Genomic DNA, 24,328 nt, shown 5'->3' with positions numbered 1-24,328 from the left:
GGACTGCACACCTAGGCGAGCGCGTCCGTCCGGTAGCCGCAGATCCTGCATGGCAGTGAGGAAGGCCTCAGCCTCCAACTCGACGGCTTGGGCGAGCAGGCGGCGGGCGCCGGCGCGCAGCACCTCCGTCAGGGGATCGTCGATTTCCTCAGGCTGACGAAGGCGGACGATATTGGTAGGGCTGTCCATGGCGTATCGCTCTCGATGAGAGGTCCTGGCAGGCTCGACACCCGCCTCGATACGCCGCCCTCACGCCGAGCGCGTCACCCATTCTCCCGCATAGCTCTTCCATCCCGCAGGAAGACGGTCCCGAGATCGAGGAGACCGAGGGGCAACCGACCAAGCTTGCCAACGCAGCCCCGCCCGGCTCGCACCCGCATTCCTAATCGGGGAGTTCCCGCTTGGAGATCGCTCTTTGTAAAATTGAGGCATCCACACGGGCAAAATTCATCGGAGCATTAGCCAGTCACACCTTACAAGCCTCCTAGTTCCCATTGCACGGCTACCGCAAGCTGGAACTGCGGCGTATCCCGGTTCAGGCCAAATCCAGCAGCTATGCCTAAGATCGCCCGCTGTTCGCGCAAACGATGGCGGACGCCGACCTGCACCAAACTGAAATCCGCGTCGCCGCGGTCCTGCTGTTCGCGTGCGTAGGTCGCCACCAGAGCCGTGTCGCGCGTAACCGCTTGTCCGACAGAGGCGTTCACCAAGTAGCGGTTTGGCCGTTCCCCTTGCTGTGGGTTGAGGCGGCCGGCCCAGCCTAGATTGAGGCTGATACCGAGCGGCAGTTCACCTGGCGCGAGGGTCTTGCCGAACAACACAACAGCCTCAGCGTCGTATGCCACGCGCCCTGGTCCATACAGGGCCCGCACACGGCCAACCAAGCCGATGGTGGGCAGAGCGCCGCTCTCCTTGCTCAACTGGTAGAGGGCGCCAAACCGTGTCGTTCCGCCAAGCGCCGCACGCTCGCTAGTACCTTCTGCGCTCTGCGGGTCCGTCGACACGGTGCCAAGCCTGCGGCGGATGTCGAGATTGCCGTAGGCACCTGTCTGCCCCACTCGGAAATCCAGATCCGGGACGATACCGATGCTGTATTCGCTCTCGGCTCCGAACGTGCTTCGCACCCGTCCTTGAGCCGCGCGCTCGTACGATCCGATGATGGAGAGGTTTGCCTCGCCCGGTGCATTCGCGCGCGGATCGGTGATCTCGAAGGGATCGTCGGCCAATGTGATCGATGCGTCCTGCGCAACAGCAACTCCTGACCAAGACAGCAGGGCGAGGAGCGCAATCACTGTTTTAAGCCACAGGATGTGCGGCATCGCGTACCCCGCTCGAGCGGAGCCGCTACGCTCAAACAAGTTGATCAGTGGGGCGGTCGAGTTCGGCAGGTTGTCTCCCCGATCACCGGTCGGATCATCAAATCGCAGCACCATCCTGCGCGGCGACCCACCATAGCTTAGCCGTTGAACGAGGGAATACCCTATCGAGACACGTCAACTCGGGTCTGCGCGGGGTCCGTGCCGGCCGTTCACCACGCTCGTCGGTGCATATTGACGGCGGCTGGATTGTGAGTGACTGAATGCCAGCGGGGATATTGCCGCTGCGGCATGGGCCAGCCCCTGCGTCTCCACTGGTGAGCGGCTAGCTTAGATACTTCAAATTTCATTCCCTAGAGGAGACCCACCAGTCGGAACTGAGCTCAACCGCCCGGCTTGAAACGTAGGATCCGCCCCTGGTCCTCGTCGGTCAGAAGGTAGAGAAGGCCATCTCGTCCTTGGGCAACGTGCCGGATGCGCGCGTCCATCGCGATGCGCTCCTCCCCGGTGACACGTGCCCCGGCGAGCGTCAGACGGATCAAGGCCTGTGAAGCCAGTCCGGCCAGGAGCAGGTTTCCATACCAGGCCGGAAACGCAGACCCCGTGTAGAACGTCATACCAGAGAACGAGACCGATGGTGTCCAGTGATAAATGGCGTCCGTTAGGTCAGGCCGTGTCGGCGGCCGCGGAATTGCGCGCCCGTCCTTGTGATCACCCCAGCTCACCAGGGGCCAACCGTAGTTGCAGCCCGGCTTGGGAACGTTGATCTCGTCACCGCCCGTCGGTCCGAACTCCCCCGCCCAGAGGACCCCGGTCCCTGGCTGGATGGCGAGGCCCTCGATGTTCCGGTGACCATAAGACCAGATCTCTGGCCGAACTCCTGCACGATGCACGAATGGGTTGTCGGCCGGCACGGTGCCGTCCGGATTAACGCGGATGAGCTTGCCCATGTCGGTCGAGAGATCCTGAGCCGAGTCAGGCTCGTCACGGTCCCCCGTCGAGATGAAGAGCTTGCCGTCTGGCGTGAACGCGAAGCGTGATCCAAAGTGATCCTCGATCGGCGAGGTCGGTTGCTGCCGAAAGATGAGTTCGAAGCCCTCCAAAGTCGTACCGGTCGTGCTGAGCCGCCCACGTCCAGCCACCGTGGCCAAGCCGCCCCCACGCGACTCGACATAGCTGAGGTAAACAAGCTGGTTCTCAGAGAAGTCGGGATCGAGTGCCACATCCAGGAACTGGACGTGCGGCTGGGGCGTCCCGGCAATCGGGGGTGAGACTTTGCCGTCAGCCGAGACGATACGCAGGCGCCCCGGCTTTTCGGTGACCAGCATGCGTCCATCCGGCAGGAAGGCGAGGCCCCAGGGATGCTCGAGACCGCCCGCGACGGTCTCGACGATGATCTCGGCCTTCTCTGTTCCGAGGCGCTGTGCCGGCTGACCCGCGACAGGGAGGGAAGCCACCACGAGCGCGGCAATGGCGAGAACGACAGGTCGGATCACAGCACTACTCCGGCCGGCACCTCACTCGGCAACGCGGCAACTCTGGTGAGGATCAACGAGGTTGGAGTCGGGCGAACTGGTGCCCCGTTCGGTGTTTTGATTGTCCGGTGAGGCTTGGGTTCAAGCGGTCGTCGCAACACCATCTTGCACGGCAGCCAGCACAGCGTCGAGCGCCTCTGCCGGCGTCTTCCAGTTCAGCGTCTTGCGCGGTCTGCTGTTGAGGGCTGCGGCCACAGCAGCAAGATCGTTCGCGCTGTGGGCGCTCAGATCCGTTCCTTTCGGGAAGTACTGTCGCAGTAACCCGTTCGTATTCTCGTTCGTCCCCCGCTGCCAGGGTGAGCGTGGATCGCAGAAGTAGACCTGCAGACCCGCGTCGATCCGCAAGCGCGCGTGCTCGGCCATCTCGGTACCCTGGTCCCAGGTCAACGAGCGCCGCAGCTGCTCGGGCAAGCGCGCGATCGTGCCGGCGATCGCCTCGCGCACCGCCTGGGCCCCGTGCCCCGCCAGCGCCGGGCCGTTCTTCGCACGCGGTGTCACCCCATGGCCGTCCATCGGCGGAAGATGCAGCAGCATCGTAAAGCGCGTCGTGCGCTCGACCAGGGTCCCGATCGCCGAACTCTTCAGACCCAGGATCAGATCTCCTTCCCAGTGCCCCGGCACCGCGCGGTCCTCCACCTCGGGCGGACGCTCGCTGATGAGCACCTCGGGGGTGACGAACGACCTGCCTCGGCCCAGGCTGCGGGCCCGCGGCACACGCAAAGCCCGTCCTGTGCGAAGACACGCGGTCAGCTCACGCTTCAGCGCGCCCCGGCCCTGGATGTAGAGCGCCTGATAGATCGCCTCGTGACTGATGCGCATCGTCGTATCGCCCGGAAAGTCGAGCCGTAGGCGCTCGGCGATCTGCTGCGGACTCCAGGATCGACCCCATCGCCGGCTCTGGCGTCGCCCGTGCCGCCGTCCCTTCCAGGCAACGCTAGGGCCAGGCAGAGCGCTCCCGCCCGGTGTCGCGACAGTTCCGGCGAGCCGCTCCTGCACGTACGTCCGCAGCGCTGCGTTCCCCGCCAGTTTTGCTGGCTTGGGCCGGCGTGCCGCGCGTTCAGCGTGCCACTGCGCGGTCGTGGCGCGATAGTCCAGGCCGCCACTGCGGGTCGCCGCATTGCGGCGCAATTCCCGCGAGATGGTCGACGCCGCCCGTCCCAGACGCCGAGCGACGTCCCGGACCCCGTGACCTTGCGCTTGTAGGATCGCGATCTCCTCCCGCTCAGCCAACGACAGGTAGCGCGCAGAAGGCGACTTGGATGATGGTGACAGGTGGGAAGGTGCCATTCCGCCTGCTGTCCGGAACCACCGCGAGCCGACCGGTGGCGAGATCCCGAGCTTCATCGCTGCGACCTCGCTGGAGAGACCCTGCGCGAGGAACGCCCAGAACCCCCGCCGCGTCTCGCGCAGACCGACCCCGGGACGACCCGGTGACCGCAGCTTCTCGCGAAGTGCCCGATCCGAACGCCGCCGACCTGCCATCACAACCGCCCTCCGCCAAGCCGTTGCGACGACCACTTGAATCCACCAGGTATACCCCACCGGACAACCGGAATGTCGAACTATGCTGACGCGCTCTGCTCCTCACCCGCATCTCCGCGCACCATGGTTTGTATGAACGGATCAGATCAAAGCCGCGCCGGTATGAGAGCACATGTCCTACAGCGCAAGTTCATCCATGCGGATCAGGGCGCGCCGAAGGATTTCGAAGATAACAGCCGTGGACCAACCGAAAAGAAGGATACCATTCATGGCAGCAATCGGACCGAGAAGGCGCCACCGCTGAAGTGGCGTGACGTCACCATACCCAAGTGTGGTATAGTTTACGAACGCAAAATAAACTACTTCGGAATCATTTGCAATGACTCCAAATACATTATAGATAATGGCCCAGATCAATACTTCCAATACATGTGCAATTATGAGCACAAACATACTAGGAACCATGATACAAGATAATGCAAAGGCGCCGTAATAGGTCGAATGGGCACGGTTGCGAGCAACTTTAATGAGGGCAGTCATCATAATAGAATGGCAGACTATGTTGCACATGCTACCGAATGTGCCAACTGCCAGTTGAATCAGCATAACCTAGCTCCTTTGAGCAATCATGCATGAGCGCTCATACCACCAATCCTGATTTCTGGCTCGCGACGCCTCGATATGAAGGCCAGCAGCAGCAGTGTGTTGCGGGCGCGCCGCCTCCACTGTTAAGATCTAGCCAAGTATCAGAGCGCCGTACGGAGGGGCTGCGCTGTCCGTATGAGTAGTATACCCCTGCGGACGCTCGGGAGAGGGGTAAAAAATCGTGTCCGTACAGGTTGCTTTCCGTCTACGGACATCTGTCTATACGGGTTCCATCCTTAAGGATGGAATCCGGCCATGTCGCAGACGATCCTCTACACCCGGGTCAGCACCAACGAGCAGACCACCGCGCATCAGGAGAAGCAGGCTGCCGCGGCAGGCTTCCACATCAACGACGTCGTGACTGACGAGGGCGTGTCAGGTGTCAGCACCCGCCTTGCTGACAGACCCGGTGGGCGCCGGCTGTTCGACAATTCGACAAGCCGCGCCGTGGCGACACCCTGGTGGTCCGGTGGGTGGACCGCCTCGGCCGTTACTACGCCGACGTGTGCGAGACCATCCGCGAGTTCATGGGCCGCGGCGTCGCGGTGCGGGCCTGTCGCTTCAGCGTGAGGGCGAGGGCGTGGAGGATCATGGGCCGGCTCCGGAGAGGAGGCGGCAAGCTGGGCGGCTATGGCTAACGACCCGTGAACGGCAGCGCGTTCGTGTTTGCGACAAGCCGGGGGATCGCGAGGACTGCTGGCACCTGGAGGCGAGCTGCGTGGTCGAGGCGCAGGCGCGCGCCTGCTGTGAGAACCTGAACGTCCTGGAGGGGCGCGAGCGGGTTCAAGGTGTGAAGGCGAGGAGCCTGCGGCCCCCTTCTGGAAGGCCGGAAGCGCCCGGTGCCGCGCGCGAAGAGAGCCGCGGGCCGCGCTTCAGGTTGGGGAGGAATGCCGCGGCCCGCGGGTGACGCCTCCCAGTGATGCTGAGGAGCAAGGAGGCGGTCACACCAGAAGCGTGCCCCTGGATGAGCCGGCCGTCTGTCACGCACGCTAAACGGGACTGGACGCGAGTGCGGGCCGGGCCCCGAAGCCCTCATTCAAGCCCGGCCCGCGGCTCGCCGCGAAGGGGATCATGTGTAGGGTCTGGGGAGATCATTTCACCGCGGCCAAGGCCTGATCGATGCGGTAGTCCGGATGACGGATGCGCGCTTTAGCGGGGTCGAAGAGGGCTTCCACCTCTTCTCGGAGCGGCGTCTGGTCCGAGCGTTCAGCCACCCGGTCGATGGGAGATGCGCCATCAAGCGCCGAATGGGGGCGGCTCCAGTTCCAGTGATGCTGCCACTCGGCCACGCGGTCGGCGATGTCCGCGGATTTCGGATCCACAGTGGTCCAGAACTCCTCAAGAGCGGCGCGATGGCTGCGCTCGACCTTGCCATTCAGATGGGGCGATCGTGGCGGGATCGGGCGGAACTTGATGCCCCAGTCGATCAGCCGCTGCTGCACAGCCTCGGCAAAGAATTCGCGTCCGCGGTCGGTCTGGATCCGCTGAATGGCAAACGGCATCTCCTCGATCACGCGGTCGAGAAAATCGAGAGTGTTCGCGGCGGTCCGGCGTGGATAGATCCCCAACACGGCGTAGCGCGAGCAGTCATCTATGGCGGTGTACTGGTACACACCCGGGCAGATTTTGCAGGCGTCCATCTGCACCCGATCGCCCGGCACGGGTCGACTATAGCGGAGCTTCCCTCTGACGCGCCGCCGCGGTCGCTTGAGCACTTGCTCGCCGTGACGGACGAGCACGCGATGGATGGTGTCGAGCGACAGCGTCAGATCGTGCTGACGGACGAGCTCATTGCGGAGCTGCTTGATCCCGAGCTTGCGGTCGCGTCGGAGGCTGAGGATCAGCGTCTCGTGCTCTGCAAACACCTTCTGAGCTGCCAAGCGTCGCGGACGGCGGCTGTGTTCCACCAGCCCAGCTGGACCAGCGGCCTGATACCTCCGCCACCACTTGCGCAACGTCGGGCGTGAGATGCCGCAGCGGCGGCAAACGAGGCCGGCGTCGCCGGTCTGGGCATAGAGTTCAATCCATCCCAGACGCGCCTTCGTCAGATCCATGGCCGTGTCTCGCGTTGGCTGGGGATCTGATGGACAGCGCGTGCCGCGCTGCCCACAGCTCCACAGCAGAAGCAGCAATCGGAATGCCAGATCGGCCGGGAGCGCGGACGGCGAGATTGAAACGATGTCGCCGAACCTCACAGATCATGGCGCGGCAAGCGCAGCGAGCAAAGCATAGTCTAGGCCAGTGCGCACGAGGCCCCGCCGGAGGCCGATCAACTGGTCCTCGACTGGCGGCCGGCTTGAGGCCCGGGCGAGACCTTCGGAAGACTGTCCGGAGGCCCCGAAACCGTTTCCATACACGCACTTACGCCCCCGCACCGCCTCGCGCGCGAGGCCGGACGACGGTGTCCGGCGCGGGGCCGGGGGTCAGGGCGGCCCTCACGGCGGCCCGGAGGACGATCTCGCTGTTGTGCTGGAACGCTTTGAACTCGGCACGGCTCAGGTCGAGCCGACGGGCAAGCTCGCGGGCCAGCGCCCTCTCGCGCTCTGCCTGCTCACAGAGGCAGCGGGCCTCTTCGATCGCGCGGACTGCCCGGGCAAGCTGGTCGTCGAGCATGGGCACCTCTGCACGGCAACGCGCAGCGTTCACCCATGTTAACGAAAAGCCGCCCTGATATCATACGGACCGTACAGGGGCTTACGCGCCGCTGGACGTCCTCACACGCGTGAAGGCTGGCCCAACCCTCACTCCGCCGCGCGCAGCTTTTGACTGGGCGTGGGATTCAGCCGCCCATTCATCTCACGCGAGGCCCTGAACGCCACGTCGCGCTTGGCCGGGACCTCGACCGCTTCGCCCGTGCGAGGGTTGCGACTTCGCCGCGCCTCTCTCGCCGTCGTCTTCAACGCCCCGAAGCCGCGCAGCTCGATCTGGTCACCCTCCATCAGGGCCTCGGTGATCCGGTCCAGGATCGCGCGCACGACTGCGTCAGCTTGGCTATAGGGAAGATGCGGGTTCAATTCCGCGACGCGCTGGATGAGCTGCGCTCTGAGCATGCGGGTACGATGGGACCTTCGGACACCTTCAACATAGCATAGGTTAGGGCGCGTTCTCCACGGCTGTGGTCGAGTGACGCCGATCCTTATCGATCCCACTCTCTTTCTGCCCACCCGGCACCCCCATCGCCGTGGCGGGCTTCTTTCGTTTCTATACTGACGCTTATGCAAACGGCTGGCTTCTCCGACACGACGGCGCTCAGCCTGCACAATGTGCAGACGGCCCTGGCCTGAGGAACGTGCAGCGGGCAATCCGTTAGCGTAGGTTGAAACGTGGGCTTTCGTGGCTATAACCGCACCGCTTAAAGTGTCTGAAACCAGACGATCTGGCACAGCCCAGCACGATTATAGTTTCGTTGCCGAGGATATCGTGCTCTGGTGTGAGCGTCTTGAGCTGTACTTCAACCCGCCCGGTCCTGCCGCGGCGGGCTTTTCTTGCGGCGTTGCCGAAGCTACAACACAGCTTAGCTTGGGTCCTAAGTGCTGTTGCGGCGAGCTTTTCTTGGTATGAGCTTGGCGGTGTGAGACCCGTGCGGCGCTCTGTGTCGGAGGACCGCGATGGCCGAGAGCGATGCACGGATCGAAGCGTTGCAGCTGGCGAGGGCAGCGGGCAAGCCTTGGCAAATCATCGATTGCAGCTTCCGCCCTGCGGTGGTCCGCCTGACTCTCTTTCAATGGTCGGTCGCCCGGTCGTTATGCGAGACCATGAACACGAAGGCCGGCTTTGAGCGGTACGCGGTCCGGTACCAGGATGGGGTTGGCCTGAGTTCAGGCTCGCTCATCTCGCGCGGCTCGCGCTTTCCGGAGTGTTGTGTGCGGCTTCGCACCAAAAGCCTGCACGTAACAGATGAAGCAATACGCCCGAAACGAATGGACAGCATTGGTTAACACCAAGCTCGAGCATCAAACGCTCTGGCAATCTTCGAGAGCTGCCCACCAGGGGTTAGCAAGCCCAAGGTTTCGCTCCATGCGCTCCATTGCTATCGCTCTTGCTGCCGGTGCTCTCGCGGCCGGCGCTGCCTACGCCCACAGCTCCCTGTCGAGCGCAGCTCTTCAGCAAGCCGGCACCCTGACCTGCACCACCCAGCCGAACGTGACGCTTGTCTTCGGCCGGACGCCCGTGGCCGAGTGCACGTTCGTGGCGGACCGGGGCGGCTTCAAGCAGACCTACATGGCAATGTTTTCTCCCGTGCGTCGCAAAGGGGACCTCTCGACGGCCGAGACGATGACGTGGCGAGTGATGACGAAGGATGGTTACAGCCGCCCGAGCATGCTCACCGGTGCATTCGCTGCCCAGGCGGACCGGCCTGAGATCATCTCATCGGGGGAGAGCACCAGCCTGAAGAGAGGCCCCATCAGCCTGAAGCTTGTCAGTCATTCTGGCCAGCGGGTGATCAACTTCGCGCTCAACAACCCGCAGGTGGCCTTCGCAGCTTCGACCGAGAGCCTGACGCGCTGAGCTCTCGCGGGATGGAGGACGGCCGAGCAGGTGTTCAGGGCGTGGTACCCTGATGGATCCATGAGGCGCCTCAGCCCGCGATCCTCTCGTTCGCGAACCGGGCTCGCGCGGCGCCATCGGCTTGCAATCCGTGCTCGTTGCACGAGGCGGCGAACTCATCGGGCTCAATGAGGATGCGGACCATGGTCACGCCGCTGCGCGTCACCTCGCCCTCCACCTGCTCCGCCGAGATCCGCCAAGCTTCGTAGCTGGTGGGTAGCCGGTCTGCGTCCTGCATGAAGGCTCGCATCCGGGCGTAATCCTCGGGCCGGTACCAAGCCATGCCGACGCGGCGTGGACGCTTCATCACAGAAACTCCGCCCCCGAGTGCCCCTTGAAGGCATTGGCTCGCCGGATGGAGCCCACCACCGTCCGCGGGTCCCGATGGCCGCTCTGATCCATGATCCGGGCCATGCCGGCCCCCGTGGCGTACCGCTTCACGATCGCGGCCACTGACTGCGTCGTCAGCCGTTCCTCGCCCCGCACCCGGCCCGAGCGCGAGACTGGTCGAAACACCGGCCCGGAGGTGATGCCGGCCGCCCCCAGCCAGTCGCGGACGAGGGCGACCGGCCGCACGAACCGGCCGTGCGGGATCGCCTTCTCGAACCCCGCGCCCTCCTGGTCCGTCTTCGACCGCCGCACCAGCACCCGCAGGCCCTCCGGGTGCTCCTGCAGGTCCTCGGCGTCGAGGGCGACCAGCTCGGACCGCCGGAACGCGCCCGCGAAGCCGAGCGCGAGCAGCGCGCGATCGCGCTTCCCAGCGAGCGTCTGCGGCACGTGCACGAGCATGGCCGAGACCACGTCGACGGTGGCGGCGGCCTTGCGGGCCGGGGCCGTCCCTATCTTGCGCCGGATCCCCTTCACGGCCGCGCGCACGGCCTCGTCCTCGGTCGGGTCGGGCGCCTTGGCGAGCTTGTGTGCGTACGAGATTGCGGCGCAGCGCCGGCCGATCGTGGAGGCGGCCTTGCCGGCCTCGGCCTCGGCGACCAGGAAGGCCGCGACCGCCCCCGGGTTCGCCGGGAGGGCGCAGAGGCCGTAGCGGGTGCACCACGCCTCGAAGGCGGCGGCGTCGGCCCGGTAGGCGCGCACGGTCGCGTCCGCCTTGCTGGCGCGCTGGTAGACCTGGACCAGGGCCACGGACTCGGCCGGCAGGGCGCCCTCATCCGGGATGTGCGCTACCGTGGCGCGCTGCGGCGCCGGCAGGGCGAGGCGGTCGGGGATGGTCGGCATCGCGCGTCGGCCTCCTACAGCAGCCCGTCGGCGATCAGGGTGAGGGTGTCGAGGCGGCGCACCGATCCGGCGTCGTCCGCGATGACCGCGAGCGCCTTCGGGTCGGACGGGATCATCAGCCGGAGTTGCGCGCGCACGGCGCCCAGGAACCGGTCGCTGCCGCCCTCACCCGCGAGCACGAGGGCCTGCGCCCGAATGCCCGCGAGGTAGCACGCGACGCCCTCGGCGACGTCGGGGTGCGGGTCCATTTGGTTCTGCACGGCGAGTTGGACCGCCCGCTCCACGGAGTGGTGCACGGGGCCGAGAGGCGAGGCGAAAGGGTCGGGAGGTATCACGGCGGAGCCCCCTTGGAGCGCGAGGTCAGCGGCCGGTGCGGCCGGCCTGCTCGGCGAGGTCCCGGTCCCAGCCGAAGGGTGGGGTGACGCCGCGCAGCCGCATCTTGTCGCGCACGCAGGCGAGCACCTTCTGCCAGTGCTCGGCGGGCGCCATGGCCAGCGACCCGAAGCCGAGGTTGCGCGCGACCTCCTGGGCGGCGGCGAGCCACTCGCCGGAGTGGTAAGGGTCGGGGGTCGGATCGGCCATGCTGAAACCATCGAGAAGAACGGTTATCGAAAATTATGAGGACTCAGATGAGCCAGCAAGCGGTTCTGATAGCAAGACGTCTCGTTATCTACATGGCGAGATGGTGAGCCGTCCAGCCGGCTTGCCGCTCCTCCGTCTTGAACGCGAAGCCGCACGACGGCTAGGCTTCAAGCCGTCCTGGTGGCGAGCCGCAGAGACCGCGTGTTACCCAGCCGTCTCTCATGCTCGACGTCCTGACCTCGACACCGCGAGACGGCTTCCGTGCAAACCATCACGATAGCGGCCCGCAAGGGCGGTGTCGGCAAGGCGACCCTGGCGACGCACCTCAGCGTGATCGCGGCCGAGGGCGAGAAGCCGGTGCTGCTGTTCGACGCCGACCCCCAGCAATCCCTGGCTTGGTGGTGGCAGCTCCGGCCGGGCGACACACCCGCCCTCGTGGAGTGCGACGCGCGGGAGTTGCCGCGGATCCTGCCGGCCGCCCGGGACGAGGGCGTGGCGTTCGCGATAGTCGACACGCCGCCCCACGCGGAGAATTCAATCGCCGACGCGATGCGCGTCGCTGACCTCGTGCTGGTCCCAACCCGACCAGGGCGGTTCGACCTCGCGGCCGTGGCGACCACCTTGGAATTCGCACAACGGGTCGGGAAGCAGCCGCTCGCCGTCATCAATCACGCGCCACCGCGCACCGGGGCGGCCGAACCTGCGATCGTGGCGGAGGCGCGGGAGACGCTGACCAAGATGGGGGCGACCGTCGCCGAGGCCGTGGTCTCCCAGCGGGTCGCGATGAGCCGCGCCGTGATCGGCGGGCAGACCGTGAACGAGTACGAGCCGGAGGGCAGGGCCGCGGCCGAGATGCTTGCCCTCTGGCGCGAAGTGAAGAGCCGGTTGGAGGGGTAGGACATGGCGAACGAACGACCGAAGCTCACCAGCCTGTCGGACCGGCTGTCCCGCAAGGTCGGTCCTGCGGAGGCGCCCGCACCGGCAGAGGAGACCAAGGCCGAGACCGGGGGAGCCCCGATGGGCAGGAAGGTGTCAGATGGACGGGTGCAGATCATCGTCCGCATGACCACGGCCGAGCGGAAAGCGCTCCGGCAGATCGCCCTTGACCAGGATACGACCGCCCAGGCGCTCGCGGAGGAGGCGATCCGTGACGTTCTGCGCCGTCACGGACACTGATAAGCGGACGGGGAGACGGCTTGATGGCAGGCCGCCTTTCCGTCTCGGTGCCTTGGTGTCAAACTAGCTTGAGGGCTGGAAATCTCGCTCTGACGCCGTCTCAATGATAAGCCGCCAAGCTTTCAGGACTGCTCGCTAGGCTGGAGTACGGCGCTTGCGATTTCGCCTTTGAAAGGATGGTGCTCGCGACGAGCATTCATAGTGGAGCTCTGACCCAGGGAGCAAAGCGAGGAGAGCGCACCATGCGCCAGCTCGGCGCCATCATTCTCCACGTGGAGCCGTCCACATCCTCGGCGCCGGCTCGCCTGTCCGTTGCCGTCGCGGACACATCGGAACCGGACGGAAAGGTCGTCTACCTAACCGCGAAATGCGTGACGCTCGACGAACTGGAGGGGCAGATCAACGGGCTGCAGGATGAGCTGGCCGTGTTGCGGGCTGAGGCTCGGCGCATCTTCTCGGAGCAGAGCGGCCACGCATGAGGGACGCTGCTGAACAGTGACACGGTGATTGGAGGGCGGAACGAATGAAAGCCTCTTTGAAGGCGCTGGTCGCAGTAAGCGCCCTCATTGCGCCTGAGATGGCACACGCTCAGCAGACCCTGCGTGTGATAGACACCGCACCCAACGACGTCCTGAACGTGCGCGAGTACCCGACGGCAGAAGCCAGGATCGTTGGCGTGATACCGCCCAACGGCCGCGGCATCGTCCCCACGGGCGAGGTGAACGGGAACTGGATCTTCGTGCGCTACAGGAAGGTCGAAGGTTGGGTGTCGCGCCGCTTCGTCTACCCTGAAGCCCCACCAGTCCGGCGCGGCCGAGCGTTAGACGAGGATGAGTAACCATCCGGCCTGTAGTTCATCTCCGAGAATGGCGGCGGCGCCGGGATCCGGTTCCGCAATCGTGAGGATGACACTCGCAACGAGCACTGAGGCGCTGATGAGCGGCCGCCGCGATAAGACTCAGGGCACCCCAGGCGAGCCGATGGAGCCCGAAACTCTTGAAGAATTCGTCCTCTTAGGGCGTGGGCTCGCGGCACAGGTGGCGGAGGATACCTTTCACAGGATCACGGCTGCCCCTGATTGGTCGATCGCCGGTGTCGAGGCGAAAGCCGATGCTGCGCTGAGCCGGATAGATCTTTCCGCGCGGGATATGATCAGGGCACGAGGTGCTGACCCCGACGGTGAGCACTGGAGCGAACTCTGGAGCGCGATGGAGCGCGGGTATCGAGAAAAGATGATCGAGCTGACGCGAGCCGCAGGACCGAGAAGCGGAGGCAGCCTGCAATGACGGACGGACAGCCCCCGCCAGAGCGCCTCGCCGAGGTCTCCCGGCTCGCGAACCAGCTCGCCGAGCGCGTGCTGAGCGACCACATGGCCGAACGGCCCATTCCGGATGGGCACATTCACGCTTTGGCCAAAGCCAGCCAGCTCCTGGCTGAGTACGGCCAAGAGGTGCCTTCGCTGCTGGCTCCCATCATGGATCAGATCCGAGCCAGAACGGCCGGCGAGGGTGAAGCGCGCGAGCGTGCAGACGGCACTCAGGACGAGCAATGAACGGAGACTGCACCATGCGCCAGCTCGGGACTGTCACTCTCTACGTTGAGCCTGCCACGACGACGATGCCAGCTCGTGTGTCCGTTGCCGTCGCCGGCACTTCAGGACCGAACGAAGAGGTTGTCTGCCTGACCGCAGAGTGCGTAACGCTCGACTAGCTGGAGGGGCAGATCAACGGGCTGCAGGATGAGCTGGACGTGTTGCGGGCTGAGGCCCGGCGCATCTTCTCGGAGCAGAGCGGCCACGCATGAACCACGCTGACCGTCTTAGATCCGAGAGCCGCCCCAAGTGAAACCTGCACATTCGCTTCAGGCCGCCCTGCTCGCGGTCGCGCTGATAACGGCGGGAGTAGGCGCGGCGGCCGGTGCTCCGCGTGACGTTCTCTGGGTTGCCCTGCAGGGCTGCATCCTTGCCAAGAAGACCACGGGCGGAGCGTTCCCCTGCCTCTCTGTCGATCTCGGCGATGGAGCCCGGCCCGGGACGGCGGTTCTGCGTGCGCCCGGCCAGCGCACTCACCTCGTCGTTATGCCGACTGCGAGTGTCGTTGGCCTCGAGGCACCTGAGCTGCAAACCTCTACGGGCAACGCCTACTGGCGAGCTGCGCTGACGGCTCGCAGTACCGTGACTGAGGTCCTCAAGGGTGAGCTGCCGATCGACGACGTTGGTCTGGCCGTGAACTCGACAAGCGGACGCAGTCAGGATCAGCTCCACATCCACGTGGATTGCCTCAAGCCGAGCATACAGGTAGCGCTTCAACGGTATGCTCAGGGCATTCGAAGAGCCTGGACGCGCCTTCCGATGATAGTTCAAGGAAGCCCTTTGTATGCCATGAGGGTTGAGGCCCCGGATGTGCAAATCTTCAACCCTTTTGCAGAGCTTACAAAGCTGCCAGGGAGTTCAGGTTCTCTCAGTGATGTGACCTTCGCTGCTGTGAGTGCAACGAATGGCGTACGAGGTGATTTATACCTCCTAGCTTACCGCCAGAAATATAGCGCCGCGGAAAAGGTACTAGATCACAGCTGTTCATTGACGAAGAGAACGGCAATGCAATGAGACCGAAATCACATTGTCGAAGGCGAGGCAGGTACTGGCTGAGTACAGGCAGGAGGTGCCGCCGCTCCTCGCTTCCATGATGGATCAGACACGCCCTAGCACTGCGGGCACATCGCGCGGCGGGCGGGATGCGACAGGGCCGTCAGGAACGGCTGGAGCCAGCGGGACAGGTCTCCATGCCAGTCGCCTGCTGCCATCGCGACCATCCGCGCTGGACCATCCTACCAGGCAAACCCTCCGCTCCGGCCGCTCGTTCCTTCAACCTGCCAAAGTAGTGCTAGAGCGACCGTCCAGGCTGACGGTGAGCTAAAAGGCGGCGAAGGCGGGGCTTCAGCGGTTCTCGCCTCTCAGGAACCAACGCTCACCCAAATATGTGAGACCATGGCCTTGCGCGTACATTCTGCACTTTATCAAGAGCGATGCGACCGCCGGCTGTTTTCATCGCCTGCGGCGCCGAGCCGAGCAGCTTTACGGCCACGGTTGCCGCTTCAGTTCGGTTGCGCGCCCCGAGTGCCCGCAGGAGTGCAGTCGTATGAATTTTCGCCGTCCCTTCGGCAATCTGGAGAATTCTAGAAATTTCCTTGTTTGACATTCCTTGAGCTAGCAAATACAAGATCTCACGTTGACGAGCTGTGATCTTTAGGCGCTCCATTGGTGAGATTTCAAGAGCTAAAATTTCATTATTGCCGCCGTCATCATCAGCAACCCACCGAGGGACATAAATACGACCTGAAAGCAGGTCCTTAATGGCTGCGAATAAATCTGCTTCGGGATCCATCTTGCAAATGAAGCCGTGAAATCCTGTTGAGATAGCCTCAATCACATCGGAACGGGCGCGTGACTGCGACATCAAAGCGAAGCGGGTATTGGGACTTGCTGTTCGCACCTCCTTCATGAACAGGGCGCATTCGCGATCGAATATTCCGGCGTCTAATAGAACAAGATCAAATCCCGCTCGATCGTCAACATTCTTGATCGACGGAACATCAAATATGGTGGCCGCCTCAATCTTGATTGGAATAAGGGTGCGAAGTCCGGACCTATAAACGCTGTGCTCGTCGATCATCAATATCTTTGGCACGGCTTGTTTTCCTTAACTTTGATGCCAAGCCGAGGCGCAGCGGTTGGATGGGCAGGAGTGTGCTTCCGGCCAATCACACGTGCGATCGCGCAACGGGCCATCAACTTCCAACAATCTTGACCGTTCCTAGGCCTACGTAGTCTCTGCCGAACGTGAACCGCCCCGCAGTCGCCACGGCCTGTCATCCCGACTGAGCGCCTCTCGGCCGACCTGCCGTTTCCTGAGATCGCCGTGCATCCCCGCCGCGCCGCCCGCGGCCTGAGGAGCATTGGCATCGTGCGGCCCCTCCCTCGTGGTTGGGCGGAAGGTGCCGCCGACGCCTCTCCGCCCGGCTTGCGACCGTGCTCCCGAGGAGGAAACAGGGCCTCAAGCTCTGCCCCTTTCTGCCGCCCCACATCAGCACTGTACTTAGTGGGCACGGCGCCGATGCAGGCGAGAATTTTGCGCTGACCTGTCAGGCAAGTTGACAGGCAGACGATTAAGTATCACTCTGTCCGAGTTTTCTCGCATAGGAACACTTGATGAGTGAAGAAGCCGCCCCTGGCCATATCGAGCTGGTCAGCGACATCGTCTCGTCCTTCGTGTCGCACAACAACGTCCGACCTGCTGACCTGCCGGACCTGATCAAGAGCATCCATGGGACACTGAGCAGCTTTGGGAAGCCGGCGGAGCCGGAGCCGGTGAAGCTCACGCCATTGATGCCAATCAAGAAGACCATCACCCCGGACGCGATCATCAGCTTGGAGGACGGGCGGCCTTACAAGTCGCTCAAGCGGCACCTGACGGGGCGGGGACTCACGCCTCAGCAGTACCGGGAGAAGTGGGGCCTGCCGCCGAACTACCCGATGGTGGCGGCGAGCTACGCGGCCTCACGTTCCGAGTTGGCCAAGCAGATCGGCCTTGGGCAGAGCCGCAAGCCCGCGGCCGAGAAGCGGGCGGCCTCCGATGCCAAGGTGAGCGCCCGCGCCGAGCCGAAGAAGGGGCGTGGGCGGCCGAGGAAGGCTGATAGCTGAGGGAGCGAGGCGGCCGGACAACGTCCCGGATCGACAGCGACATCGAGAGGGCCTCGCTCTGCAGCGGAGCCCCTCGTGTCAGAGCATCGCGAACAGGTCGAGCTGCGCCGTGCCCTGGGACCGCCGCGACCGCGCACGCCTCTTCGGCAGAACGTATCCCGGGAGCGCCTGGCCCGGCCGACCATGCAGCACGGCGCCGACCACGTGGGGGCCGTCGCTTTGGCGCAGCACATACAGGACGTGCGGACCTGCCCGCAGAACCTCCTGCTGCAGCCGCTCGCCAGTAGGCAGGCGCGCCAGGGCCACCAGCAGGCAGGGTAGGCCGAGCGAGGCGATCTGGAGGGCAGGGAACTCGATCGCGCGCGTGCTCCAGAGCTGGTGCGCAGCGCCGGCCGTCGTGGTGGCGAAGGGATTGCTGCCGAAGCCGGTGGCCTCGTCGAGGATAAAGGCCGCGAGCTGGTCGCGGTCGGCGATGTGGTGCGCGGACAGCAGCGCTGTGGCGAGCTCTATCTGTCTGGCTCGACGCGCCCACCTTCAACTCATTTAAGGCGATGGTCGCACTCAAAGGCACGACGGTGCAGGAATACGTCGAGACCATGATCGGCCGGGAGTTCGAGAAGCACAATTGGCCGAACCCCACGAAGTAAATTTGTGGACCGGTCCCCCGGTCCGCTCAACGGTGAGGTGGGCTCCGCTGGAGAGTGGACTTTGCAACGAAGTGGATCAGTATGCGTGCCCTGATCTCCATCCTAGTGCACAGACACTGACGAACGCACCACGCGCTCATTTGCTAAACGTCTGCAAACGCCCGAGAAATCGCGCTGAGCTTTGTACGTTTTGAAGGCGTCAGTGCACTAGCCGGTGTCATCATCACTCCGGCGGTCGGGGCTGAACTCCACGTCGGCGTTTGGGCGTCGAGTCCGAAGACGTGCAAGGCCGACCCCAGGAAAACTGAGGACGCGGCCTTCGTCATCGCTCGTGATGCGAGCTTTGGGAGCTCGTGGCAGTGCGAAATTCGGCGCACCGCCCGAACGGGGGAGGGGGCAGTTCGCGCGACCCTGGCGTGCGCGAACGAGGGGAGGGAGGCAACGCGGCGGGTCGTCTGGCGTGTCCTCGGCACTCATCTGCACCAGTTGGAGCGCGGCAAGGCCAAAATTTCCATCAGGTGCGGGCCTTATGACTACCGCGGAAATCCGCGTGGCTGACGACCATTGTCGGAGCTCGCCAAGGTACCCGTCCGAGGACGAGGCGGTGCGTGCGGCCGTGAAGGGGATCCGGTGCAGGATCGGCACCGCCCCGACCCGAAAGGCGGTGGCCACGGTGGACGTGGTCTCGGCCATGCTCGTGCACGTGCCGCAGACGCTCACCGGCAAGCGCGATCGCGCGCTGCTGGCGCTCGGCTTCGCGGGCGCGTTCCGGCGGTCCGAGCTGGTCGCCCTCGACGTCGAGGATTTGCAGGAGCACCCGGAGGGCCTGCGGGTGCTGGTGCGGCGAAGACGGACCAGGAGGGCGCGGGGTTCGAGAAGGCGATCCCGCACGGCCGGTTCGTGCGGTCGGTCGCCCTCGTCCGCGAGTGGCTGGAGGCGGCCCGTATCACCTCCGGGCCGGTGTTCCGGCCGGTGTCGCGCTCGGGCCGGGTGCGGGGTGAAGAGCGCCTGACCACGCAGTCGGTAGTGGCAATCCTCCGGCAGTACTTTAGCACCATGTTGCTCCGCTCTGTTCAGCTGCCGGGCCGCCGTGACTCATTCCACGGGCGTCCCTCAAACGGGTGATGCTCCCGCGGCTCCTCCCTGAAACAATAAGATTGTGTGCAATCGGCCCGGGAAAATATGATCACTCAAACGCCACCGGTCATTTCGGCCCTTAGTTTTCTGCTCGGGTGCGCGCTGCTCAGAGCTTTCAGACGGCATGCGCAAGGCATCACGCCGTTGCTCACATTCGTGGCGGTCCTGCTAGCAGCCACGCTGCTGGTGGTCGCGATCGTCCGCGCCGAGCTTCTTCTACACGACCGCACAGACGTGGTTGAGCCTGAAATCTCAATCGAGAGCGCATTGTAATCTGATCCGGCCAGCAACTCTCAAGATGCGCTTCCGCAACGCCCTGCTCATCGCTGTACTGGTTGGCGAGGCGTGGTGGTCGCTTAGGGTTTAAGGGTGGCCGACAGTCAACAAGAGGCGGATATTTATATAATTGTCCTTGTTCTCACGGCATTGGCAGTCCTGCTTCTCCTTCTCGCGCGGCATGTCGCACGAGGAATGCAGCGCTAGCTCAGCCGTGAGGACTGTGGGCACCGTCAACGCACCCGATTGAGCAGTGGCGGTCTGTGCTCTTCTAAAGAGAATCTTATGTTGCTCCGGAGTTTGCTGCCGACCTACTACACTGCTCCCTAGGTGGTGTGAGAGCGTCCCGGCTGGTGTCTCGCCGCTCGGAGTGGCGCGCCGAAAATTCGAAAGCAGGGGCTTGGGAGCCAATGTGATGATCATTGTTCGTCTATCCAAAGCATTGACAGTTGCGGCCATCGCACTGCTTTTTAGCCTTGTCGCGTTTGGTAATATCACAGATTACAGCACGAACTTGCCTTTCGTACAGCATGTACTGATGATGGACACAACATTCCCGGCCGCGAGCATCCGCTATCGCGCTATCAATGTTGAAGCCCTGCACCATGCAGCTTATTTGATGATTATCTCAACTGAGGTGATCTCTGCTGCACTGTGCTGGGTTGGGGCTGTTCAACTTTTTAAACATCTTAAAAGTGATGCGATCACATTCGGTCGAGCCAAAAACAGCGCCGTTGCTGGATTAACAATTGGTTACTTACTCTGGCAGGTTGGGCTGATCATTGTTGGAGGTGAGTGGTTCGGCATGTGGATGTCACATGAATGGAATGGTATCGACAGCGCATTCCGGTTCCTTGTCATGACCTTAGGCGCGCTGATCTACATCAGCTTACCAGATGCAGACAGGCTAGAATGAAGTCAGCACCTTCGACGTGTGCCCTGGCGCACGTCGGGCCGTTTACGGATTTCTACCTCGATCGGCACACCCTGGTTGTTCCTCCCGAGGGGGCGTGCATGGCGCAGATCCGCATCCTCGACCCGCTGACTGGCCGTGTCGTCTTGGTCCACCTACCGTTGCCTGCGGTTACGCATCCGGCTCCACGCCCTGCCGCAGCCGTTCGATAGCCGCATCGAGGGCTGGTGCAGGGCGCGACGGCGCCGGAGAAGACGCAGGTGATGCCGCCGAGCGCCGTCCCGGCAGCTTGACGACCGTTCCGCTTGCCGCCGCACCTCATGCACCAGTCCCTCGGCATAGCCCTCCAGAGTTGGATTAAGGGACGACAGCGGTTCGGCCGATCTGGAGGGCCGTGGATGGACGCGGCGGTGCAGGTGGGAGCCTGTGTGTGGCCGGCGATCGGCAGAACGGGCGCCACGGGCCGCCTGAGCCGCCCTGCTGGGCTCGCGAACGCGATGCCATGGCGCCTCATCGTTCGGAGCGCACGCGCTGCGGGCCGGCTACATCACCACGGCCGCGGAGCGCGGGGCCGACATGGCCCGGATCATGGACCAGAGCGGCTATCGAGATCCGCGGACAGTGGTGGGCTCCATCCGGCGAGCCAATGCCTTCAAGGGGCACTCGGGGCAGGGTTTCTGTAATGGAGCGTCCACGTCGCGTCGGCATGGCTTGGTACCGGTCCGAGGACTACGCCCGGATGCGAGCCTTCATGCAGGACGCAGACCGGCTACCCACCAGCTACGAAGCTTGGCGGATCTCGGCGGAGCAGGTGGAGGGCGAGGTGACGCGCAGCGGCGTGACCATGGTCCGCGTCCTCGTCGAGCCCGATGAGTTCGCCGCCGGGTGCAACGAGCACGGATTGCAAGCCGATGGCGCCGCGCGAGCCCGGTTCGCGAACGAGAGGATCGCGGGCTGAGGCGCCTCATGGATCCATCAGGGTACCACGCCCTGAACACCTGCTCGGCCGTCGTCCATCCCGAAGGCGAGATCCGATATGCCTCTCCCGACCGAGCATCAAGTCCGCGCCCTGCCCGCCGGAGCCCGGCCGGCGCGCGAGGTCCGATGAGATCAAGGCGTCATCGCGCGGGGCCGCGGTAGGTTCCGGCAGCGCGGCGGCCATCAGGCTTTCCGTTTCTCCTCCCGGCCTTCGCAGAGCACCGTCATCGGCCTTCTGCCACAAGGTTTGTGTGATCCGCCTCACGGAAGCCGATCTCAGCCGACGCCATCCTGCTCTCACCTGACATGAAGAGGAGCAGGACATGATCAAGACCATTCTGAGCGCTGCCATCATCTCCGGCGTGGCCGCTGTCGCCCTGGCCGGATCTGCCGAAGCACGTGGCTTCGGTGGGCGCGGGTTCAGCGGACACGGCTTCCATCACGGCTTCCACGGTGGTGGCTTCCATCGGTTCGGCGGCTTTTACAGCGGTTCTTACGACCGTTGTGGCTACGGCTGGGGCTACTCGCGTGTCTGCTATTCCCGCTAAGGCACTCTGAAGCCGGGCGGCTCTCATTGAGAGATGCAGGGCCGCCCTAACCCGCGTCAGATCCCTGGAAGTGGTATTCCGGCAAAATGCATGTCGGGAAGTGTCAGCAGAGGTCTAACGGAGTCTGTCGTCGCGCCGTGTTCGAGCGGCCGCGGGGCCGGCGCTTGTACCGCCCGCTAGGCGGGCTCCAGGTGATCTGCCGTGTCAGACACCACCTCCAGGGCGCGCGCGCGCACTGCCGCTTTGGCGTCTTCGGAAACGCGCCTTGCAGCACGGATCACGCTCCGGGCCGCCGCACGGGCATTGGCGGCCCGCAGATCGGATTTTGGCATGCCATCGCGCAGAGCGATGAAGGCTAGCGCCCGCAGTTGATGAGCATGCCTGATTGCTTGCGCACGGACGGCTGCGACCTCCTCGGGTGTGCGTACAACCGCCGGAGCCGCGTCTGAGGACGATTGCATCTGATCCACTTTGGCACCGCCGGCAGGAGGCCAACTCGGAATGGGACAGCTTCACGCCATCTTGCATGGAGACTTGCAACAAGCGTGCATGGCGGAGGAGGCCAAAGTGGATACGCTTTGCTTTGGCTTAAGTTCCACGAGCATACTTGCTTAATCCGGCAGATCATGGTGCGGCGGCTGCCGCAGATTGGGGGCGCCTGCCGACGCCGCACATCGGCGTATGCTGCTCTCGTAGTTCGAGTCAGTGATCAGCGGCTCCTTGCCTGACCTGACCGGCTGGCTTTGGGCCGGGCTGATTGAGAGGATCGGCCAGGACCAGAGGAGTTGGGGATGAAGCGAGGTCAGAAGACGAGCGCGGAGCAGGTGGTGCTGAATCTGCGCCAGATCGAGGTGCTGACGGCGCACGGCAAGAGCCTCGCGCTCGCCTGCAAGGAGGCGGAGATCTCCGAGCAGAGCTATTATCGGTGGCGCAAGGAGTACGGCGGCCTGCAGGTCAATCAGGCACGTCGGATGAAGGATCTTGAGCGCGAAAACGTCCGCCTGCGCCGACTGGTCGCCGATCTGTCCCTAGAGAAGCAGGTGCTCAAGGACGTCGCCTCGGGAAACTTGTAGCCCCCGAGCGACGCCGGCAGGCGGTCGACGGCATCCGAGAGAAATACGGCCTCTCGGAGCGTCACGCCTGCCGGATCGTCGGCCAGCACCGGGGCACGCAACGCTACATGCCCACCGTGCCGGCTGACGAGGATGGGCTGACCCGCGCCGTCATCGCCTTGGCCTCCGAGTACGGGCGCTACGGCTACCGCCGTGTCACCGCGCTGCTGCAGACCGCCGGCCGGCAGGTGGGCAAGGATCGGGTTCAGCGCATCTGGCGTCGCGAGGGGCTGAAGGTCTCGCAAAAGCCCCGACCGCGCAGACGGCTCTGGCGGAACCATGGATCGTGCGTGCGGTTGCGACCGCTCCACCGTAATCATGTCTGGAGCTTCGACTTCGTGCAGGCGCAGACCCACGACGGGCGGAGCTTGCGTGTCCTGGCGCTGATCGACGAGCACAGCCGGGCTTGCCTGGCTCTCAAGGTCGCTCGCCGCATCAACAGCTTGGGCGTGATCGAGGCGCTGGCCGACGCGATGTGCCTGCACGGCATCCCGGAGCATATCCGTTGCGACACCAGCCCCGAGATGATCTCGAAGGCGCTGCGCAAGTGGGTCGCCAGGACCGGTCCGCAGATCCAGTACATCGCGCCAGGCTCGCCGTGGGAGAATGGTTACTGTGAGAGCTTCAACGGCAAGCTGAAAGACGAATGCTTGAAGCAGGAGATTTTCTACTCGCTCAAGGAGGCGCAGGTCGTGATCGGCCGCTGGCAGACCACCTACAACCGCATCCGGCCACACTCATCCTTGGGCTATCGGTCGCCTGCGCCGGTCACCGTCCCGGATCTGGCCTTCCGCCCATCCATGGCTGCCGCCATGCAGTAGCCTCTCAATCGGCCCGGTCCAAAATACCGGTCAGGTCACTGCAACGTCCGTGCATGCTCCGGACAGCTTGACCGTTAGCATTCCGAGGCACTTACGGCCGCTATTTGCAGCGTGCACAACTTAATTACCGGCCTCAGATGGATGCGGTCTGAGCAAGCCCTAAGCCGCCTATCCGAGTTGCCAAATCACCCAACACTCGATATGGCCAGCCTCAATAAATAAGAGAGGGCGGCGATGATTGCGGAAACAATGGCAAGTGTCGGCCTTATTGGCGCGGCGAGCGCAAGCTTCGCTATAATAATGCTGCTTCTGCACTAAGCACGGCAGCAGCTTGTCTCAGTTTTAACCAAATTTTAAGGCGCCCGGTCGGCGCGCTTACCGCCGCGTTCGTCTTCCCTCCTGACCCGGTGTCGCCGCAGCGTGGCTTCAGCAAGCTCAGCCAGCCGGAGCGAACTCGGCGAGCCGTTGCCGGCCGATATCGCTCCACCGGGGCTGCTGCTCGACGACGTGCCCCAGCAGCTGCTGCTGCGGTTTGCTGGCCTGAGCGCCCGGGCCCGGCAGCAGCGTGAGGACGAGCTGGCGCATCGCCTCGACCGTGCCGCACTCCTGGCGGTTGCGGCATGGCTACGGGCACAGCACGGACCGATCCCGCTTTGCTCAATCCCGGTTCGCCCATCCCCGCC

The 24,328-nt window shown here is 64.1% G+C and carries 28 protein-coding genes and 2 pseudogenes; 16 read left to right on the top strand and 14 right to left on the bottom strand.

Annotated elements, in window-relative coordinates:
- Nucleotides 1-12: 12 nt before the first annotated feature.
- From QA634_RS17060 to QA634_RS17040, 5 genes and pseudogenes are all read right to left on the bottom strand, one after another.
- Nucleotides 13-189 (bottom strand): annotated as a pseudogene (locus tag QA634_RS17060) (IS256 family transposase); the annotation flags it as partial.
- 284 nt (nt 190-473) lie between these two features.
- A complete protein-coding gene (locus tag QA634_RS17055) occupies nt 474-1,433 on the bottom strand; it encodes a hypothetical protein (protein WP_265576629.1) in 960 nt (319 codons plus the stop codon).
- A 266-nt stretch (nt 1,434-1,699) separates the two neighbouring features.
- Complete coding sequence (locus tag QA634_RS17050; RefSeq protein WP_012333163.1) at nt 1,700-2,812, bottom strand: PQQ-dependent sugar dehydrogenase; 1,113 nt, start codon at nt 2,810-2,812, stop codon at nt 1,700-1,702.
- Nucleotides 2,813-2,932: 120 nt separating this feature from the next.
- Complete coding sequence (locus tag QA634_RS17045) at nt 2,933-4,333, bottom strand: IS30-like element ISMtsp4 family transposase (RefSeq protein WP_012330561.1); 1,401 nt, start codon at nt 4,331-4,333, stop codon at nt 2,933-2,935.
- Nucleotides 4,334-4,510: 177 nt separating this feature from the next.
- Entirely contained in the window at nt 4,511-4,939 is a 429-nt protein-coding gene (locus QA634_RS17040) for a potassium channel family protein (RefSeq protein ID WP_012333162.1), read from the bottom strand.
- A 294-nt stretch (nt 4,940-5,233) separates the two neighbouring features.
- Here QA634_RS17040 and QA634_RS17035 point away from each other — a divergent pair.
- Nucleotides 5,234-5,529 (top strand): annotated as a pseudogene (locus QA634_RS17035) (recombinase family protein); the annotation flags it as partial.
- Between the two features lie 540 nt (nt 5,530-6,069).
- Here the strand turns inward: QA634_RS17035 and QA634_RS17030 are convergent.
- The 3 genes from QA634_RS17030 to QA634_RS17020 all read right to left on the bottom strand — a co-directional run bounded on the left by QA634_RS17030 (nt 6,070) and on the right by QA634_RS17020 (nt 8,028).
- Nucleotides 6,070-7,032: an IS481-like element ISMtsp15 family transposase gene (locus QA634_RS17030; RefSeq protein WP_012333161.1), complete on the bottom strand. Its 963-nt coding sequence runs from the start codon at nt 7,030-7,032 to the stop codon at nt 6,070-6,072.
- Between the two features lie 307 nt (nt 7,033-7,339).
- Nucleotides 7,340-7,591 (bottom strand): hypothetical protein, encoded by a 252-nt coding sequence (locus QA634_RS17025; RefSeq protein ID WP_012333160.1) that lies wholly within the window; start codon nt 7,589-7,591, stop codon nt 7,340-7,342.
- Between the two features lie 128 nt (nt 7,592-7,719).
- The gene (locus QA634_RS17020) at nt 7,720-8,028 is read right to left on the bottom strand and encodes an HU family DNA-binding protein (RefSeq protein WP_012333159.1); all 309 of its coding nucleotides are present in this window, start codon (nt 8,026-8,028) and stop codon (nt 7,720-7,722) included.
- 558 nt (nt 8,029-8,586) lie between these two features.
- Here QA634_RS17020 and QA634_RS17015 point away from each other — a divergent pair.
- Both QA634_RS17015 and QA634_RS17010 read left to right on the top strand, forming a co-directional pair.
- The gene (locus QA634_RS17015; protein WP_198293003.1) at nt 8,587-8,916 is read left to right on the top strand and encodes a hypothetical protein; all 330 of its coding nucleotides are present in this window, start codon (nt 8,587-8,589) and stop codon (nt 8,914-8,916) included.
- Nucleotides 8,917-8,995: 79 nt separating this feature from the next.
- Nucleotides 8,996-9,487: a DUF992 domain-containing protein gene (locus QA634_RS17010; RefSeq protein WP_012333158.1), complete on the top strand. Its 492-nt coding sequence runs from the start codon at nt 8,996-8,998 to the stop codon at nt 9,485-9,487.
- Between the two features lie 70 nt (nt 9,488-9,557).
- Here the strand turns inward: QA634_RS17010 and QA634_RS17005 are convergent, their stop codons facing one another.
- The 4 genes from QA634_RS17005 to QA634_RS16990 all read right to left on the bottom strand — a co-directional run bounded on the left by QA634_RS17005 (nt 9,558) and on the right by QA634_RS16990 (nt 11,338).
- On the bottom strand, nt 9,558-9,833 hold the full coding sequence (locus tag QA634_RS17005) for a hypothetical protein (protein WP_012333157.1): 276 nt from the start codon (nt 9,831-9,833) through the stop codon (nt 9,558-9,560).
- A complete protein-coding gene (locus QA634_RS17000) occupies nt 9,833-10,756 on the bottom strand; it encodes a site-specific integrase (protein ID WP_012333156.1) in 924 nt (307 codons plus the stop codon). The genes QA634_RS17005 and QA634_RS17000 overlap by 1 nt, the downstream gene beginning before the upstream one ends.
- 14 nt (nt 10,757-10,770) lie before the next feature.
- A complete protein-coding gene (locus QA634_RS16995; protein ID WP_012333155.1) occupies nt 10,771-11,004 on the bottom strand; it encodes a hypothetical protein in 234 nt (77 codons plus the stop codon).
- Nucleotides 11,005-11,116: 112 nt separating this feature from the next.
- Complete coding sequence (locus tag QA634_RS16990) at nt 11,117-11,338, bottom strand: hypothetical protein (RefSeq protein WP_012333154.1); 222 nt, start codon at nt 11,336-11,338, stop codon at nt 11,117-11,119.
- A gap of 261 nt (nt 11,339-11,599) precedes the next feature.
- On the opposite strand from QA634_RS16990, the gene QA634_RS16985 reads away from it, so the two are divergent.
- The 7 genes from QA634_RS16985 (at nt 11,600) to QA634_RS16955 (ending at nt 15,119) form a co-directional block, all read left to right on the top strand.
- Nucleotides 11,600-12,235, top strand: coding sequence for a ParA family protein (locus QA634_RS16985; RefSeq protein WP_012333153.1), 636 nt, complete (start codon nt 11,600-11,602; stop codon nt 12,233-12,235).
- 3 nt (nt 12,236-12,238) lie between these two features.
- Nucleotides 12,239-12,514: a ribbon-helix-helix domain-containing protein gene (locus QA634_RS16980; RefSeq protein ID WP_012333152.1), complete on the top strand. Its 276-nt coding sequence runs from the start codon at nt 12,239-12,241 to the stop codon at nt 12,512-12,514.
- 242 nt (nt 12,515-12,756) lie between these two features.
- Nucleotides 12,757-12,993, top strand: a complete 237-nt coding sequence (locus QA634_RS16975; RefSeq protein WP_018260331.1) for a hypothetical protein — start codon at nt 12,757-12,759, stop codon at nt 12,991-12,993.
- Nucleotides 12,994-13,037: 44 nt separating this feature from the next.
- Nucleotides 13,038-13,352: an SH3 domain-containing protein gene (locus QA634_RS16970; protein WP_012333150.1), complete on the top strand. Its 315-nt coding sequence runs from the start codon at nt 13,038-13,040 to the stop codon at nt 13,350-13,352.
- A 97-nt stretch (nt 13,353-13,449) separates the two neighbouring features.
- The gene (locus tag QA634_RS16965) at nt 13,450-13,800 is read left to right on the top strand and encodes a hypothetical protein (RefSeq protein WP_150108676.1); all 351 of its coding nucleotides are present in this window, start codon (nt 13,450-13,452) and stop codon (nt 13,798-13,800) included.
- Nucleotides 13,797-14,066, top strand: coding sequence for a hypothetical protein (locus QA634_RS16960; protein WP_012333148.1), 270 nt, complete (start codon nt 13,797-13,799; stop codon nt 14,064-14,066). Before QA634_RS16965 ends, QA634_RS16960 begins: the two co-directional genes overlap by 4 nt.
- Before the next feature lie 288 nt (nt 14,067-14,354).
- Nucleotides 14,355-15,119, top strand: coding sequence for a CDP-diacylglycerol diphosphatase (locus tag QA634_RS16955; RefSeq protein ID WP_012333146.1), 765 nt, complete (start codon nt 14,355-14,357; stop codon nt 15,117-15,119).
- Nucleotides 15,120-15,480: 361 nt separating this feature from the next.
- Here the strand turns inward: QA634_RS16955 and QA634_RS16950 are convergent, their stop codons facing one another.
- Nucleotides 15,481-16,185, bottom strand: a complete 705-nt coding sequence (locus QA634_RS16950) for a LuxR C-terminal-related transcriptional regulator (protein WP_012333145.1) — start codon at nt 16,183-16,185, stop codon at nt 15,481-15,483.
- A gap of 536 nt (nt 16,186-16,721) precedes the next feature.
- Between QA634_RS16950 and QA634_RS16945 the strand changes: the two genes are divergently transcribed.
- The 6 genes from QA634_RS16945 (at nt 16,722) to QA634_RS16920 (ending at nt 23,645) form a co-directional block, all read left to right on the top strand.
- The gene (locus QA634_RS16945) at nt 16,722-17,213 is read left to right on the top strand and encodes a MucR family transcriptional regulator (RefSeq protein ID WP_012333144.1); all 492 of its coding nucleotides are present in this window, start codon (nt 16,722-16,724) and stop codon (nt 17,211-17,213) included.
- Between the two features lie 1,829 nt (nt 17,214-19,042).
- Complete coding sequence (locus tag QA634_RS16940) at nt 19,043-19,270, top strand: hypothetical protein (protein ID WP_012333143.1); 228 nt, start codon at nt 19,043-19,045, stop codon at nt 19,268-19,270.
- Nucleotides 19,271-19,688: 418 nt separating this feature from the next.
- Nucleotides 19,689-20,189: a DUF2165 family protein gene (locus QA634_RS16935; RefSeq protein ID WP_012333142.1), complete on the top strand. Its 501-nt coding sequence runs from the start codon at nt 19,689-19,691 to the stop codon at nt 20,187-20,189.
- Between the two features lie 748 nt (nt 20,190-20,937).
- The gene (locus QA634_RS16930; protein WP_236728750.1) at nt 20,938-21,144 is read left to right on the top strand and encodes a hypothetical protein; all 207 of its coding nucleotides are present in this window, start codon (nt 20,938-20,940) and stop codon (nt 21,142-21,144) included.
- 343 nt (nt 21,145-21,487) lie between these two features.
- A complete protein-coding gene (locus QA634_RS16925) occupies nt 21,488-21,712 on the top strand; it encodes a hypothetical protein (protein ID WP_085984460.1) in 225 nt (74 codons plus the stop codon).
- Nucleotides 21,713-22,503: 791 nt separating this feature from the next.
- Nucleotides 22,504-23,645, top strand: a protein-coding gene (locus tag QA634_RS16920; RefSeq protein WP_085984467.1) for an IS3 family transposase whose coding sequence is annotated in 2 segments (ribosomal slippage) — nt 22,504-22,771 and nt 22,771-23,645 — 1,143 coding nt in all. Because the reading frame shifts where the segments join, the coding sequence is not laid out codon by codon here.
- Between the two features lie 435 nt (nt 23,646-24,080).
- Here QA634_RS16920 and QA634_RS16915 read toward each other — a convergent pair.
- Complete coding sequence (locus QA634_RS16915) at nt 24,081-24,230, bottom strand: hypothetical protein (protein ID WP_210161181.1); 150 nt, start codon at nt 24,228-24,230, stop codon at nt 24,081-24,083.
- Between the last annotated feature and the right edge of the window lie 98 nt (nt 24,231-24,328).

Source organism: Methylobacterium sp. CB376, from assembly GCF_029714205.1.
In the GTDB taxonomy this organism is placed as follows: domain Bacteria; phylum Pseudomonadota; class Alphaproteobacteria; order Rhizobiales; family Beijerinckiaceae; genus Methylobacterium.
Note: the sequence above shows the minus strand (reverse complement) of the source record. Positions and strands in the feature narration are given on the sequence as shown.

Excerpts from the sequence above, each read along its gene's own strand:
- QA634_RS17055 (WP_265576629.1), bottom strand. The coding sequence starts at position 1,433 with ATGGTGCTGCGATTTGATGATCCGACCGGTGATCGGGGAGACAACCTG.
- QA634_RS17045 (WP_012330561.1), bottom strand. The coding sequence starts at position 4,333 with ATGGCAGGTCGGCGGCGTTCGGATCGGGCACTTCGCGAGAAGCTGCGG.
- QA634_RS17040 (WP_012333162.1), bottom strand. The coding sequence starts at position 4,939 with ATGCTGATTCAACTGGCAGTTGGCACATTCGGTAGCATGTGCAACATA.
- QA634_RS17030 (WP_012333161.1), bottom strand. The coding sequence starts at position 7,032 with ATGGATCTGACGAAGGCGCGTCTGGGATGGATTGAACTCTATGCCCAG.
- QA634_RS17025 (WP_012333160.1), bottom strand. The coding sequence starts at position 7,591 with ATGCTCGACGACCAGCTTGCCCGGGCAGTCCGCGCGATCGAAGAGGCC.
- QA634_RS17020 (WP_012333159.1), bottom strand. The coding sequence starts at position 8,028 with ATGCTCAGAGCGCAGCTCATCCAGCGCGTCGCGGAATTGAACCCGCAT.
- QA634_RS17015 (WP_198293003.1), top strand. The coding sequence starts at position 8,587 with ATGGCCGAGAGCGATGCACGGATCGAAGCGTTGCAGCTGGCGAGGGCA.
- QA634_RS17010 (WP_012333158.1), top strand. The coding sequence starts at position 8,996 with ATGCGCTCCATTGCTATCGCTCTTGCTGCCGGTGCTCTCGCGGCCGGC.
- QA634_RS17005 (WP_012333157.1), bottom strand. The coding sequence starts at position 9,833 with ATGAAGCGTCCACGCCGCGTCGGCATGGCTTGGTACCGGCCCGAGGAT.
- QA634_RS17000 (WP_012333156.1), bottom strand. The coding sequence starts at position 10,756 with ATGCCGACCATCCCCGACCGCCTCGCCCTGCCGGCGCCGCAGCGCGCC.
- QA634_RS16995 (WP_012333155.1), bottom strand. The coding sequence starts at position 11,004 with ATGGACCCGCACCCCGACGTCGCCGAGGGCGTCGCGTGCTACCTCGCG.
- QA634_RS16990 (WP_012333154.1), bottom strand. The coding sequence starts at position 11,338 with ATGGCCGATCCGACCCCCGACCCTTACCACTCCGGCGAGTGGCTCGCC.
- QA634_RS16980 (WP_012333152.1), top strand. The coding sequence starts at position 12,239 with ATGGCGAACGAACGACCGAAGCTCACCAGCCTGTCGGACCGGCTGTCC.
- QA634_RS16975 (WP_018260331.1), top strand. The coding sequence starts at position 12,757 with ATGCGCCAGCTCGGCGCCATCATTCTCCACGTGGAGCCGTCCACATCC.
- QA634_RS16970 (WP_012333150.1), top strand. The coding sequence starts at position 13,038 with ATGAAAGCCTCTTTGAAGGCGCTGGTCGCAGTAAGCGCCCTCATTGCG.
- QA634_RS16965 (WP_150108676.1), top strand. The coding sequence starts at position 13,450 with ATGAGCGGCCGCCGCGATAAGACTCAGGGCACCCCAGGCGAGCCGATG.
- QA634_RS16960 (WP_012333148.1), top strand. The coding sequence starts at position 13,797 with ATGACGGACGGACAGCCCCCGCCAGAGCGCCTCGCCGAGGTCTCCCGG.
- QA634_RS16950 (WP_012333145.1), bottom strand. The coding sequence starts at position 16,185 with ATGATCGACGAGCACAGCGTTTATAGGTCCGGACTTCGCACCCTTATT.
- QA634_RS16945 (WP_012333144.1), top strand. The coding sequence starts at position 16,722 with ATGAGTGAAGAAGCCGCCCCTGGCCATATCGAGCTGGTCAGCGACATC.
- QA634_RS16940 (WP_012333143.1), top strand. The coding sequence starts at position 19,043 with ATGATCACTCAAACGCCACCGGTCATTTCGGCCCTTAGTTTTCTGCTC.
- QA634_RS16935 (WP_012333142.1), top strand. The coding sequence starts at position 19,689 with ATGATCATTGTTCGTCTATCCAAAGCATTGACAGTTGCGGCCATCGCA.
- QA634_RS16930 (WP_236728750.1), top strand. The coding sequence starts at position 20,938 with ATGCAGGACGCAGACCGGCTACCCACCAGCTACGAAGCTTGGCGGATC.
- QA634_RS16925 (WP_085984460.1), top strand. The coding sequence starts at position 21,488 with ATGATCAAGACCATTCTGAGCGCTGCCATCATCTCCGGCGTGGCCGCT.
- QA634_RS16915 (WP_210161181.1), bottom strand. The coding sequence starts at position 24,230 with ATGCGCCAGCTCGTCCTCACGCTGCTGCCGGGCCCGGGCGCTCAGGCC.